The sequence below is a fragment of the Rania fehmarnensis genome (genome assembly GCF_056494185.1).
This window is the reverse complement of sequence record NZ_CM151398.1, coordinates 2,641,355-2,653,877: the sequence shown is the minus strand read 5'-3', so window position 1 is coordinate 2,653,877 and position 12,523 is coordinate 2,641,355. Positions and strand designations below refer to the sequence as shown.

Genomic DNA, 12,523 nt, shown 5'->3' with positions numbered 1-12,523 from the left:
TTTTGGACTGCTGGCGCACTAAGCCGTAGGCGTTAGCCCCGGTTCCCTCGTCAACCGCCCGTATACGTTCAGTAACCGCGGTTAATACTCGCACACGACCACTGGTTCGTACAGGCTGCGGCACGGTTTGGTTATCACATCAAAGCTGTGGCTAATGCCACAGCACTCCAAATAACCGCGGCTAACGCCGTCGGCTTAGCTAACGCCACAGCACTCCAAAAGCGAACGACGAGCACTCAGAGGCGACCCGCTGCCCCTGGGCTCGTCGTTCTTATCGCGTGGCCGCGCGATAGTCTACTTGATTTGTTCGCCGCCCCGCGCGGTTATCATCGAGCGCAACAGCGAGGCATCGATCGAATGGGCGATGAACACTACCGAGCCATCACCCAACAAAACGTTAAATCCATTTTCCGCGTAGCCACCAAACTTCGGCAGCGGTTGATCAGCCGCATAGCTGAAGTCTTCAGGTTTGGTCCACGGGATCGATGTCTTGGCCTCCACCGCCATGATCGTATTGGAGGTGCCGTCGGTGATCGAGCGCAGCTCTACTCCTGTATCAGGTGGGAACATCGAATCTTTACCCATCAATACTACATAAGACGTATTGGTGGATCCCTCAGGGTCTTCAGGATGACGATAGACAGCGGGCATTTTCTTCAGCAACTCTTGGTTGCTGGGGCTATCCCAGGGTTCGTCAAACTTATACTGCTCATACAGGTTCGACTGTTCGATGAAGGGAAGAATTGCGACACGCCAACTGTAGGGAAACTTCTTTGGCTGATCCTTGGCGTTGTGACGATATGCAGCTGCGCCAGGGAACTGGCTATAAGTATCGTGGAAATTGTGCATGGCCAGTCCGATCTGCTTGAGATTATTCGAAGAATGTGATCGCCTGGCAGCCCTTCGCGAGGCGCTTGCAGCTTCGGCAAAGGGAGCCAGAGCCACCTCTTTCATCGGCAAGCGTGCATTCAAGCTGGCCAGCTTGCCATCCACTTTGCTCTCCATCACTTCTAGGAGCTTGTTACCTAACTGAATCAACTGGGCTACAGCCGCTGACGCTTGGATAGTAGCGCCACCTTCAGTCACGGATGAAGCCTTGGCGGTTGAAGCCGGTTGCGTTCGCAGTTGCTCTTTGAGGAAGTTCTTGAGTAAAACGATACTGGCGTTGTTAGTCTCATGAACTGACTTAGCTCCCTTTTCATCCAGGCACAACGTCAGCACGGATAGTTCCATGTTATCTCGTAGACTAGCGCCTACACCGAACAAAGCGGCTTCATCGATAACGGTACCGGCCACGGAACGCACAACTTGACCCACCTCATTGGGATTCTTGCGCATTGCTTCTATCCAATTGCGCACGACCTTGCCTTCGATCATTGCAAAGGCGCTCTGCACCTTCAGTTGACTCCAGACGTCCGTCGCTATAAATGCAGGTTGGACCTGGCGACCATTGGCGATGCGTTCCATTTGCCGGCGTGAATTGACGGCCAGCGATGATTCACTGGGCTGCCATAAAACTCCCAGCCCCGGCAGTTCGACTCCACTGCGATCACCAATAGTGATCTTGGTGCCGCCAAATTTCTGGATATCCAACGTTGGTGGGCTCTTCAGCTGTACAAATACAGAACTGGGTGTAGCCCAAGCCTGAGAATTAAAACTGATCACAACTTGCTCGATATCGGCGAGGCCTACACCCAGCATTTCTTTGGCCTGTGTCTCGAAGCCCATTCCCAGCATCTGGTAGATTGCCTTGCCCTGTTCACTGGCCAGCAACTCATGGGGCCGCACGCCCAGGATGACACCTGAATCTTCGTCCAGATACTGCAGGGAATACTCTGCACTGGGCGCTGCTTTTGGTTTGGCATCTTGAGCAATGGCCGCGGGGCCCGATGAGCGAATCGACAGCAGCCCCATGGCCACGATGCCGATAACGACCATCGCGCATAGCCGGCCGAGGGTAGTGCGTTTGACGGCACTGTTTTTAGAAGCCCGTAACATCTCCAGTCTCCTGAAAAAGGTTTGGCGGGTCGGAAGGAAAGCACGGGCCGGCCAGCCCACATAGTTGTTTTGTTGATCGAGCGCTAAAGTTGCCAGCACTCGCAAGTACTCTCGCTCACCACCAGTCAGCTTGACGGCCACTGCGTCAGCTGCCAGCTCTTGCTCCAGCTTCAAGCGTTGCGATAGCCAGTGAACGATCGGATTGTAAAAGTGCAAGACGACCCCCAGCTGTGCCATCAGCCCAGCCGCAAAGTCGCGATGCTGAATGTGAGCCAGCTCGTGAGCCATGACGGCCCTGAGTTCCACCGCTTGCCAACTGCGCCAATGGGCGGGCAGCAAGATGATCGGTGAGAACACGCCGATGGTAGCAGCGGTCGACAGCTGATCGGATTGCCGAGCTTCGACCTTGGTTCGAATGCCCAGCTCCGCTTGCAAGATATCCAGAGTTTCCGAGACTTCACGCGCGCTAATCGGTTGGCTGCTGCGTCGCAGGTCAATCGTCCCCAGCACTCCCATGATCAAACGAATCAAGCCCACCACCAGCCCCAATACGAATATGCCAATTACCAGCTTAGGCAGCCAGCTGCGCGTCCAATGCGTCTGGGTATCGTCAGGCGCTTGTCGCAGTTCGTCCAGAAATATTGCGGCCAGCGTCGACAGCGCAGTTCCTGCAGGTTTCGACTGCGCAACAGGTCCCGCAGCACCAGAGTCGATATCTGCACCCGCTGGCGATGGTAACGGGGTGGCTTGAGCAACTTCATCGACGCGAGTTGTCGACGACTTGGCGCGCGCCCAGGCCGACACATCGACCGTGGGCCACCACTGCGGCAGCGCCACAAAGCTGCCCAGAGTAATAACCACAATGGCCAGCAGCGCGCATAGCGGAGCAAAGGCACCACCAATGCGCCACGGACGAGCACTAACAATCATGGCCACAATCGCTAAGAGTGTAGCTTGCAGCCCGCACCACAAGAGGCTCATTCCAAACGCAGTCATGGTTTCTCCTCCCGCAGCAGTTTCTCAAGAGCTTGTCGTTCTTTACGAGTAAGTTTGGAGCCATCAAACATGCGCATCAGCAATTGTTCGCGCGAGCCACCAAAGACGCGGTCGACCAGGTCACGAATAATGCTTTTGGAAACATCCTCAAACGGCCTGGCCGGCTCGAACTGAAACGGCCGCTGATCGTTGAGCTGAATTAGAAATTCTTTCTCCAGCAGAATCTTTACCAGCGTAGCCACGGTGGTGTACGCCAAATCGCGCCCCGACTGCGCCAGCGCATCGCGCACTTCAGCTACCGTCGAAGCTCCCCGTTGCCAGAAAGCATGCATGACTTCCAGCTCACGCTCCGTCAACTCCTTCGCCGCCGGCCTCCCCATCACTCCACCTCATCGATGAACTTTGGTTTTTTAGATTTGGTTTTATAGTAGAGATAGTCGCGGCGGTTGTCAAGTATTTTTTGGAGGCACCACCGAGCTTGTCTCGGTGGACCGATGACTGACCGGCTAGAACATGGCCATTACTAGCCAACCAGTCATCGCTGCCACCGACACGAGGTCGGTGGTGAGCCGGTGGGAAGAAGTGATACTACGTAAACAGCCGAGTACTAAAGTAGCGTTCGGCCCGATCGCACAGCAGTGTAACGATGCGTGAGTCGGCTGGCAGCTGACGTGCAAGTTCAAGCGCCGCAGCTACGTTGGCTCCAGAGGACGAACCCACGAGCAGCCCGAAGTCGCGATTGAGGCGCAGCGTCATCTGCATGGCCGACTCGCTAGAGACCTTGACGACGCGATCGATCGGCACTTCGCGTAGCAGCGGAGGCACAAAACCACCGGCGATGCCTTCAATCCAGTGGCAACATGCTTCTTCACCCGACAGCAGCGCCGATTCGGCCGGTTCCATGGCGGCGATGACGGTTTGCGGATTGGCTTTACGCAGCGCCCGCGTACAACCGGCCAGCGTACCGCCGGTTCCATAGCCCGAAACAAAGGCATCGACTCGCCCTTGCATCTGCTCCAGAATTTCGACTCCGGTTTCATGTTCGTGATCATGTGCGTTGAGCGGGTTCTCGAATTGGCGAGGCAGAAAATACCGGCTGTCGCGGGCAGCCATCTCGCGCGTCATCTCGATGCCCGTCTGATAACCAGCTTGTGAGAACAGGATCAACTCGGCGCCGAAGTGCTGAATGATCTTGCGGCGTTCACCACTGGCTCGCTCGGACATGACGATCGCCACGCGATAACCGCGAGCCGCACCCACCATGGCAAAGGCGATCCCAGTATTGCCGCTGGTGCACTCCAGCAAAATGGAATCTTCACTGAGCAACCCGTGTCGCTCGGCGTCCATGACAATCGTTCGAGCCAGGCGATCTTTGATACTGCCGCTGGGATTGAGAAACTCGCACTTGGCAAACAACGTGCGATTCTCCTCTGGAAAATTCAGTTCAATCAACGGCGTACGGCCAATCAACCGCAGCAGTCCATCGCCACGTCGAGCCTGCGTATTAGGTGGTGCGTTCATCCCGTCAATTGTAACGCAGAACTAGCTCACCGCTGTTTCAGCCTGCCAAAGGGCAGACTCGATGCCTCCATGAAAGAAGATTGCGCACAGACCATGACCGGGGATCGCCATCGGAGGTACCGCGATCAAGGCCCCTGCGCCCGCTGCCAGATCGACGGCCCGTTGAATATCGTCCACAAGAAAATAAGGACGCATGACTGGCCGTTCGCCTGCATGCAACGGTGTGCGAATGCCAAGCGTGGTACCGCTTTCCAAACGCGCCGTCCGTGCTCCGCTCAGTTGCGAGTCAGCTTCGCTGAACGTTACCCCATGCGTTTTAGAATAAAGGGAGCACAGCGAATCGACTTCGGTGGTGACTATTTCGAGATAGTGAACTTGCACGTTATTCTGCCTGTTGATTCTCGGTGACACGAAACTTGACGATCTTCTTGATCAGCGAGTACGGAATAGGCGCATCAAGTGGAAACTGAACGGATCCTTTCGCATGTTTGTAGTCAGCCAGTTCAGCTTTGAACTTTTCGATTCCAGATGGAGCCGGATAGAAGCCAATATGTTTCTTGAAGGCCGCGAAATGAACGAGATTACCGTTCAAAACAAAGGTTGGGATTTGATACTTCATGGCCTCGGTAGCATTCGGGGCGGCGGCCTGAATGGTCGACCGAATCTTCTCGAGAATCAATTGCACCTCTTCGGGAAAACCAGCGATGTAGGCGTCGATCGTTTGAGGAGGTTTCGTACCTGACTTCATATCGAATGGATCCTCGTAGCCGATCTCGCCAGAGATTGGACGCGTTATGGTACTTCATCCAAAGTCTGGCGACTTCGGCTACGGGAGACGTTCCGGCAATAACGTAAGTAACTTGTCAGCTAACTGGGCCACCTCAGCGTCAGGGGAGGAAGACAGCGCACGAATGTCCGTAGAGTACTCGGCGCGCACCCACTGCTGAGCGGCGGCGTTGTTGGTGACCAGGGTAGTAAAGTCGCGAAGAATCTGGCTTTGGGTCGCCGTGTCACCGCTGTTCAGTCCGTCGTGATACGACTGGACGGCAGCCTTGCCCAGCGTATTGGCCAGGGCATCGCCATCGATCGCGATGCGGTTTGGAAGATCTCGAACCCAGACAACCAACTTGAACGCAGACCAACCGGCGATGGCGAAACAAATCAGGCCCAGTGGAATGAGAACCATGAACCAGCGCTTGGTTCGAATTTTCATGCAATCGCTTTCGTAAGCTGCAGGGGCCAGCTTTAGGGAATCCACTCTTGCCGCATAAAGTAGGGCCCGCCGCAGGCATGATCCTCGTGAGTGTGGACCATGGTCCACGCAAAATCTATGGGACTCACAAAAAACTCGATGCCCTGAAACCGTCCTAGCGGTGGCATGATACCACGACACTCAAACGCACATTGACCATGTTTGGTGACACTCACCGCAGTACCAGCCAAATTAAAGTTAAAGGGAACAATCCAGTAGTGAGCACACTCAACCTGAGCATACTCGGCCTCGGCCTTTACGCCTACGCGCATCCGAGGTCGGCCAGCAAAGGCGTTCCCATAAATTGCGCGCCACCGGTCCTCAATCTCCAGACACTCGGGCCAGGACAATGGCAGACATCCACACCTAAGCAGGTCAAGAATTCAAATAGCATCGATTAACGTCGTTCAATCTTACAATTTGGCAAATGCGTGCCCAGCGTCGTGATCCCAGCATCAGTGACTTTGGTGCTCGTGAGCTCGAGAGTCTTGAGCTGACTGCATTTGGCCAGGAGCATGACGGTCTGATCATTGACACCGAAATCGCCAGAAAACGCGATCAACTTGACGTTGGGCATACTGGCTATGGAACTGATACCGACAGGCCCAATATCGGTCATTTCCAGAGACACATTGTCAACGTCGCCGCGGTGGGCAAAACATGAGAGCAGTCCATCCGTGTCCTTCATCGAATAGATGGCGAGGCCACCTTCACCTTTGGCCAGGCGTTGAGCGGAATCGGCAAGCCAGTTGAGCCGATATCGAAGCGTGAGGTTCTCTAACTCAAGCTGAGCTTGGTGACGCGAGTAAACCGTGAAGGTCACCAGCAGCAGCACGACCAATACAGCATACCCAATGACATGAAGGCGTTTCATCGTTGCCTCGTCGTGTTCATCATGCGAGTGGTTGAGGGACTACTCCAGCTTAGACGCTCGCAGTGGTCCCCAACAACCAGCTGCGGGCGTTTTTTGGCTAGCCTCTAGTTAGAAAACGCGGAGACGCGGAGGATCGCACGTAGGCGAGTCTCTCTGAGACTCGCAACCCTCACCGTTACCGGCTACGCGTTGTGGCCAATCGAGGCTAGTCTGGGAGACGCTGCTACGTGGAATGGGGATGGGAAGTGCAGGGGCTCTGCAGAATGCCTCGTCTGCAATCTACCTGAATAGGGCCTGGCAGAGGTGACATAAAGCCCTTCAAACAAATGGCTGGAATGCTGCACAATCGCAAGAGAATTGGGAGTAGAGGGTAGACCGAGTAGACATCGAGAAAGATGCTTTTGGTGATGAAACTGGCCCTAGAGAATTTCTAGGGCTATGAAATCTCTACTCTCCACTTTCTCTCGTCTACTCTCTATTGGCCGAAGGCCAATGGGGATGACAGGAATTGAACCTGCACACCTTGCGGTACTAGATCCTAAGTCTAGCGCGTCTGCCAGTTCCGCCACATCCCCTTGCGATCAGCTGGCCAGTCGACCGGCGATCGGATCTCAAAATGGACACACGTAGATGACTGTCTGCGTTTGTTGGTGCTAACCGCAAGGCAGGCTTGGGTTAGCGGGTTCACCTCGCCTGCGGCTACGGGTTAAACGAAAAACTCGACTGCGGCTACGGGTTAAACGAGAAACTCGCGTGCGGCTACGGGTAAACGAAACCTAGGTTGCAGTGGGCACGACCCAGACCTTTAGGTCGGTTTCGATTTCTTGGTGCAGGTGCACCTTTACCGTGTAGAGGCCGAGTTCCTTTAGTGGACCGGTCAGGCGAATTTGATCGCTGGTGACCGTGATGTCGGTGGCCTTGAGGGCGGCGACGATTTCTACTGCGCCGACGCTGCCGTAGAGGTGACCTTCATCGTTGGCGTTGGCTTCGATCGTGATCGACTGCTGGGCAATCTTGTCAGCCAAGGTTTGCAGACCGCTCAGTCGTGTACGTTCGATCTCGTGCAGACGAGCCTTATGCTTTTCGACCATCCGCTTGTGATGGTCGGTCGCAATGATCGCCAGACCTTGAGGCAGCAGGTAATTGTTGGCATGGCCGGCTTTCACCTCGACGACTTGCCCTTGTTTGCCGACGTGGTCGACGTTTTGAGTCAGCAGCAATTGGATGCCGCCGTTCTCTCCTTTAGGCAATCGCTTGAACTTCTTGGCCAGGCGTGGTTGTCGAGAAGCTACCATGTCAAAACCCTATACTGCTAATAACTGATCTTTTGATTTGGTCTGTTGAAAGGGACGACTAAAACGGAATTTCGTCTTGCGAAAATCCCGCTTCGCGTTCGTTATCGATCACATGCGAGCGAGGTGGCTCGCTGTAACTGTCATGCTGCTGATGGACGCTGGTGGCGGCAGCGGCACCGGCTGGTGCGCCGGCGGCTCGAGGAGCGCCTTCGCCACGCGTGCCGAGCATTTGCATGCGGTCACATACCACCCGCAGCTTGTAATGTTTCTGTCCGTCTTTTTCCCAGGTATCGAGTTTCAATCGTCCCTCGACAAACACCGGTGAGCCTTTGCTCAAATATTCCGCGGCGACTTCCGCCGTGCGTCCCCAGAATGTCAAATCGACAAAGGTGGTCTCATCGATCCACTCGCCATTGCTACCTTTACGGCGATCATTGACGGCCAGGCCGACTTCGGTCACGGGTGTTCCCTGAGGCGTGTAGCGCAACTGCACGTCACGCGTCAGGTTGCCCATCAAAATGACTCGATTGTAACTTGCCATGGTTTGTACTCCTGCAGGACAAAGAACGCTTACTATGCGTCGTCATCCTCGAAATCGGCTACGTCTTCGACGTCCAGGTCGTCGACCACGCCCACAGCCACAGGCTCCACATCACGTGGAGGCGGTGTGACTTTACCCAGTGCGTGGGCGACCAAGGTTTCAACCAATCGCGGATCGACGCGGGTCACCATAAAACGCATGATGTTTTCGTTCAACTGGCAATCGCGATTGAAATCCTTCAACTGCAATGAGTCCATCTTGAAGTAGGTGATCCAGTAGGTGCCCTTGGTGTGCCCGTTGATGGGATACGCCAAGCGGCGTTCGTCCCACAAGCGGCTGGCCAAGATCTCGCCACCAAACTTCTCCACAGAAGCTTGTACCGTAGCAGCCACTCCACCCGGATCGCGGTTGTAGCGGTTGCTATCAAACAAAAAGAAGCAGTCGTAATATTGCGTCGCCAAGTTCCCAGTCTCCCGAAAATCTCAATCCCGTTATAAGGAGTTCGTCAAGGCGCCGGATGTTCCGAAGCCAATGTTTTTGTTGATGAAAATTTTTTTCGCACGTGCTTTCAGCGCCGCTTTAGTTGACCTTGTTCATGCAAGTATCAATGCTTTCACGACACCAAAGGTCAACCGCATCAGCGGCCTTTTCCTTGGCGATGGCGATCTCGTCCAGCTCTTCCTTGCGGAAGCGGCTGAGAACATAGTCCGCTACATCCCACTGCGGCGGCGGAGGTTCAATTCCCACCCGCAACCTGGCAACATCCTGGCTGCCAACAGCCCGCAAGATATCGCCCAGTCCTTTTTGACCACCCGAGGACCCTCGAGCACGCATTCGCAGCTTGCCCAGCGGCAAACTCAGGTCATCACAAATTACCAGCAAGTCTTGTTCGGGGGCAAGTTTGTAAAACTTGACCGCCGCCGAGACGGCTCGACCACTCTCATTCATGAATGTGAGGGGCCAAAACAAAATGACCGGCTGGCCAGCCACTTTGATCGTCGTCAATTGCCCATCAAATTTGGCTCGCGGTGGTTCAGCCCCATGCCGCTTGACCAAAATCTCCAGGACATCAAATCCAATATTGTGTCGCGTAAGAGCATAACGGCTCCCGGGATTCCCCAGTCCAACCACAAGTCGCGTCTTGGTGGCTTGGTCCGTCACGCTATTACGGTCTTACTATTTCTTGTCGTCGTCAGCCGACTTTTCCTTGCGGATCAGCTCGGGCTCATTCGAAGTAGCCGCAGCGTCATCGCCAGCAGCGGCCGGCTGAGCAATCTGCACTACCACCACGCTGGCCGGCGTAATCATCGAAGCCCCTTCGGGCAGCTTAACATCGTTGGCATGGACGCTCTGTCCCAGGTGCAAACCGGCGACCGAGACAATCAAATGTTCGGGAATCGAGCCGGCTGGGCAACGAATCGTCAGCTCGTGGGTATTGAACTTCAGCACGCCGCCTTCGCTCAGTCCAGGTGCTTCGCCGTGCAGTTCGACCTGCAATGTAATTTCAACCGCTTCGTCCTTCGACACGCGGGCCAAGTCAACGTGCAGGATCTCAACACCATAAGCATCCCACTGAACTTCACGCAGCAGGGCGGTGTCTTGAATCGCGCCGGTCAAGGCCAGCATCTTGGAACCGTGGCGAATCACGGTGTTAACGGCATCTTTGGAAATCGCTAAATTCACGTTCGCTTCGCCGTGACCATATAGGACGGCCGGTACCAGACCGGTGGCGCGCAGCTTGCGAACTCGTGAGGTGCCTACCGCTTCGCGGGTCTTTACTTCAATTGTCTCAATCATCTCTCGGGTCCATCACTTCGTGGCCAATATCCCCAGGTTTTCCCAATCATCGGACTACCCACTAAGTCGGGCTACCAACGATCGGGCCACTCTTACCGGGGCTAGCCGCCTGTCTGGAGGGCATTTAGGAAACGGGCAAGTATCGCAAAAGCCGCCTGACTTTCAAGAGCAAACCGCTGCGAAACCTGACCCAGATTCAACAAAATCGGCTTGCCGACCCTTCCGGTCTCCATTACGTTGAGATCCTCGCGGGTCTGTCCCCGCTGCCTTCCTTACCATTTGCCTCAGAAAACTGCGCGCAGCCGATATGCCAAAGAAAAGCACCCCTCTCCAGTACATCGAACCCATTGGAGCACGAGTGCTAGTATTAAAAGACGAGCCGAAACGGGAAACCAAAGGTGGGATCGCCTTACCCGATGCCGCCGAAATCCCCACCATCACCGGCCGCATCGTCACCATCAGCCGGCAAGTCGCTCACGACGAAGATGTCCCTCTGCGACAATACGACAAGATCCTCTTCCACCCCAAAAATGCGATCCCTGTCGATTTCGAACCCGATAACCAACTGTTCGTCGTCCCGGTCGAAGACGTGGTCGCTGTCTTTCGCAAAGAAAAACCAGAGACCGAAGAATAGTCTGCTTTTGCTCCGCAAAAGGTACTTTAGCAGGTGATTGCCTTTCGCGGAGCGAAAGGAGACTTAGGTTACCGCCGGGCGATGGATGTAGCTGAAGAGCTGCTGCTCGGTTCCCACAGCGGCCAAGACGAAGACTTCGTTGTTCAGCGTGATCGCCGCCAGGCTCCAGCCTCCACTGGGTGAACTGAGCGCCGAAAAGCGACCGGAGAGTCCACGCACGGCTTTCAGATTGGTCAGCTTCAAGAGGACAATTCCTCGGCCATCGCTGGCATCAAGCCGGTAAAGGGTACCGCTGAGTTTCGATCCCAAGCTCGAGAGGGGCAACGCGCCAACGGGAGTGACTCGCACCAATTGCTGCTGAATAGCCGTCGGCAATTTCAGTTCAGCCACATCGAGACTAGCCGGATTCTGCTTCTCCCACTGCTCCAAAATGGCCTGTGCATGAGCTTGAAGCCAACTGCGCTCCAGCGGCTGTCGCCATTGATTGGCCAAGAAAGCAAAAGCCGCTAGCACGCCAGCCAGTGCCAAGACAATAACCGCGCGACGCACCATCTCCCAGCCGCTGCGGCCGGGGTTGGTCGCGGCTTCATAGCTGCGCGGAGTAACGCTGTTGGCCGTCGATGGCCATGCGCCGTTGGGTAAGGCTTCAACGTCAAGCTGATCAGCGTCTCGGAGAGACGCTGCTACGTGATCAATACACTCAGCGTCTCGGAGAGACGCTGCTACGTGGTCAATGCATTCAGCGTCTCGGAGAGACGCTGCTACGTGTGCTTGCAGACGTTCTGCCAAGCCCTCGGGAATCGCTACTGCATGGAGCGCGGTTTGGATGCGGGTGTCGTCATCGCTGAAACCCTGGCCCCGGCCTCCCAAGCAGTGGTTCGGCTGAGACTGGCTGCGATGATGCTTGTGGATATCAGACATGCGCCTGGCCCTCCTGTGCCTTGGTAGAAGTCTGGGCGTGGGCAGCTGGAGCATCCAATACTCGACGCAAGGCTTCACGACTTCTATTTAAACGACTCATGACAGTGCCGATGGGTATTTGTAGCTGATTGGCGATTTCGCTGTAACTGAGTTCTTCAAAGTAATACATGACGACGATCAATCGAGCTTGAGCTCCCAACTGGCATAGAGCGTTTTGCACCTGATCATGGTCGTCGACTTGTTGAATAGTGCTCGGGTTGTGAGCTGGCTGCCCCAAGGCGTTTTCAATATCAGCATTGGTAGCATCCAGTGATTGCACCTGGCCGTCTTTACAACGCGTGACGCTGCGCAGAAAAGTTCTGCGTGCAATTGCCAACAGCCACCCCAACTGTGCTTCGCTCGAACGCAACTGACTCAAGTACCTGAGAGCCTGCAAAAAGGTCTCTTGCGTGATGTCCTCGGCACCTGTGCGCGAGCCCGTTAGCCGAAAGGCATAACGGTACACTGCCTGGTAATTGGCCGAAACCAACTCCGTAGGTTCGACGATGCAGCCACCCAGAGCCGGACCAGAGCCAGCAAGCAGCGGTAGCGTTGTTGAATCCAGCACGGTCGATTCCAGCTCTTTGGATTGAGGAGGTCCAGTTTCGGGCACGACATACGCTTCTAGAGATAGAGCCCACCAACGGGCAATTTA

The 12,523-nt window shown here is 55.2% G+C and carries 16 protein-coding genes and 1 tRNA gene; 1 reads left to right on the top strand and 16 read right to left on the bottom strand.

Annotation, left to right across the window (positions count from 1 at the left end; genetic code table 11):
* Positions 1-294: 294 nt before the first annotated feature.
* The 14 genes from SH573x_RS08940 to SH573x_RS08875 form a co-directional block, all read right to left on the bottom strand.
* On the bottom strand, positions 295-2,994 hold the full coding sequence (locus tag SH573x_RS08940; protein WP_479354291.1) for a DUF1559 family PulG-like putative transporter: 2,700 nt from the start codon (positions 2,992-2,994) through the stop codon (positions 295-297).
* Positions 2,991-3,374, bottom strand: coding sequence for a BlaI/MecI/CopY family transcriptional regulator (locus SH573x_RS08935; RefSeq protein ID WP_479354290.1), 384 nt, complete (start codon positions 3,372-3,374; stop codon positions 2,991-2,993). The genes SH573x_RS08940 and SH573x_RS08935 overlap by 4 nt, the downstream gene beginning before the upstream one ends.
* Positions 3,375-3,582: 208 nt before the next feature.
* Entirely contained in the window at positions 3,583-4,515 is a 933-nt protein-coding gene (locus SH573x_RS08930) for a PLP-dependent cysteine synthase family protein (RefSeq protein WP_479354288.1), read from the bottom strand.
* Positions 4,516-4,536: 21 nt separating this feature from the next.
* A complete protein-coding gene (locus SH573x_RS08925; RefSeq protein ID WP_479354286.1) occupies positions 4,537-4,896 on the bottom strand; it encodes a VOC family protein in 360 nt (119 codons plus the stop codon).
* 1 nt (position 4,897) lies between these two features.
* Positions 4,898-5,263, bottom strand: a complete 366-nt coding sequence (locus tag SH573x_RS08920) for an iron chaperone (protein ID WP_479354285.1) — start codon at positions 5,261-5,263, stop codon at positions 4,898-4,900.
* A 78-nt stretch (positions 5,264-5,341) separates the two neighbouring features.
* Positions 5,342-5,728 carry a hypothetical protein gene (locus tag SH573x_RS08915; protein WP_479354283.1) on the bottom strand — a complete coding sequence of 129 codons (387 nt, stop codon included), beginning with the start codon at positions 5,726-5,728 and terminating at the stop codon, positions 5,342-5,344.
* 32 nt (positions 5,729-5,760) lie between these two features.
* A complete protein-coding gene (locus SH573x_RS08910; RefSeq protein ID WP_479354281.1) occupies positions 5,761-6,039 on the bottom strand; it encodes a hypothetical protein in 279 nt (92 codons plus the stop codon).
* Between the two features lie 125 nt (positions 6,040-6,164).
* Entirely contained in the window at positions 6,165-6,641 is a 477-nt protein-coding gene (locus SH573x_RS08905; protein WP_479354279.1) for a hypothetical protein, read from the bottom strand.
* A 493-nt stretch (positions 6,642-7,134) separates the two neighbouring features.
* Positions 7,135-7,216: transfer RNA gene (locus SH573x_RS08900), tRNA-Leu, on the bottom strand.
* A 201-nt stretch (positions 7,217-7,417) separates the two neighbouring features.
* Entirely contained in the window at positions 7,418-7,936 is a 519-nt protein-coding gene (gene rplI / locus SH573x_RS08895) for a 50S ribosomal protein L9 (RefSeq protein ID WP_479354277.1), read from the bottom strand.
* Positions 7,937-7,994: 58 nt separating this feature from the next.
* Positions 7,995-8,477: a single-stranded DNA-binding protein gene (locus tag SH573x_RS08890; protein ID WP_479354275.1), complete on the bottom strand. Its 483-nt coding sequence runs from the start codon at positions 8,475-8,477 to the stop codon at positions 7,995-7,997.
* Between the two features lie 32 nt (positions 8,478-8,509).
* The gene (rpsF, locus tag SH573x_RS08885) at positions 8,510-8,938 is read right to left on the bottom strand and encodes a 30S ribosomal protein S6 (RefSeq protein WP_479354274.1); all 429 of its coding nucleotides are present in this window, start codon (positions 8,936-8,938) and stop codon (positions 8,510-8,512) included.
* 118 nt (positions 8,939-9,056) lie between these two features.
* Positions 9,057-9,638, bottom strand: a complete 582-nt coding sequence (pth, locus tag SH573x_RS08880; protein WP_479354272.1) for an aminoacyl-tRNA hydrolase — start codon at positions 9,636-9,638, stop codon at positions 9,057-9,059.
* 15 nt (positions 9,639-9,653) lie between these two features.
* Positions 9,654-10,274 (bottom strand): 50S ribosomal protein L25, encoded by a 621-nt coding sequence (locus tag SH573x_RS08875; RefSeq protein WP_479354270.1) that lies wholly within the window; start codon positions 10,272-10,274, stop codon positions 9,654-9,656.
* 307 nt (positions 10,275-10,581) lie between these two features.
* Between SH573x_RS08875 and SH573x_RS08870 the strand changes: the two genes are divergently transcribed.
* On the top strand, positions 10,582-10,908 hold the full coding sequence (locus SH573x_RS08870) for a co-chaperone GroES (protein WP_479354269.1): 327 nt from the start codon (positions 10,582-10,584) through the stop codon (positions 10,906-10,908).
* Positions 10,909-10,971: 63 nt separating this feature from the next.
* On the opposite strand, the gene SH573x_RS08865 is transcribed toward SH573x_RS08870, so the two are convergent.
* Positions 10,972-11,829: a hypothetical protein gene (locus tag SH573x_RS08865; RefSeq protein WP_479354267.1), complete on the bottom strand. Its 858-nt coding sequence runs from the start codon at positions 11,827-11,829 to the stop codon at positions 10,972-10,974.
* Positions 11,822-12,481, bottom strand: a complete 660-nt coding sequence (locus tag SH573x_RS08860) for an RNA polymerase sigma factor (protein ID WP_479354265.1) — start codon at positions 12,479-12,481, stop codon at positions 11,822-11,824. The genes SH573x_RS08865 and SH573x_RS08860 overlap by 8 nt, the downstream gene beginning before the upstream one ends.
* Positions 12,482-12,523 lie beyond the last annotated feature (42 nt).

Excerpts from the sequence above, each read along its gene's own strand:
- SH573x_RS08940 (WP_479354291.1), bottom strand. The coding sequence starts at position 2,994 with ATGACTGCGTTTGGAATGAGCCTCTTGTGGTGCGGGCTGCAAGCTACA.
- SH573x_RS08935 (WP_479354290.1), bottom strand. The coding sequence starts at position 3,374 with ATGGGGAGGCCGGCGGCGAAGGAGTTGACGGAGCGTGAGCTGGAAGTC.
- SH573x_RS08930 (WP_479354288.1), bottom strand. The coding sequence starts at position 4,515 with ATGAACGCACCACCTAATACGCAGGCTCGACGTGGCGATGGACTGCTG.
- SH573x_RS08920 (WP_479354285.1), bottom strand. The coding sequence starts at position 5,263 with ATGAAGTCAGGTACGAAACCTCCTCAAACGATCGACGCCTACATCGCT.
- SH573x_RS08915 (WP_479354283.1), bottom strand. The coding sequence starts at position 5,728 with ATGAAAATTCGAACCAAGCGCTGGTTCATGGTTCTCATTCCACTGGGC.
- SH573x_RS08910 (WP_479354281.1), bottom strand. The coding sequence starts at position 6,039 with ATGCGCGTAGGCGTAAAGGCCGAGGCCGAGTATGCTCAGGTTGAGTGT.
- SH573x_RS08905 (WP_479354279.1), bottom strand. The coding sequence starts at position 6,641 with ATGAAACGCCTTCATGTCATTGGGTATGCTGTATTGGTCGTGCTGCTG.
- rplI (WP_479354277.1), bottom strand. The coding sequence starts at position 7,936 with ATGGTAGCTTCTCGACAACCACGCCTGGCCAAGAAGTTCAAGCGATTG.
- SH573x_RS08890 (WP_479354275.1), bottom strand. The coding sequence starts at position 8,477 with ATGGCAAGTTACAATCGAGTCATTTTGATGGGCAACCTGACGCGTGAC.
- SH573x_RS08875 (WP_479354270.1), bottom strand. The coding sequence starts at position 10,274 with ATGATTGAGACAATTGAAGTAAAGACCCGCGAAGCGGTAGGCACCTCA.
- SH573x_RS08870 (WP_479354269.1), top strand. The coding sequence starts at position 10,582 with ATGCCAAAGAAAAGCACCCCTCTCCAGTACATCGAACCCATTGGAGCA.
- SH573x_RS08865 (WP_479354267.1), bottom strand. The coding sequence starts at position 11,829 with ATGTCTGATATCCACAAGCATCATCGCAGCCAGTCTCAGCCGAACCAC.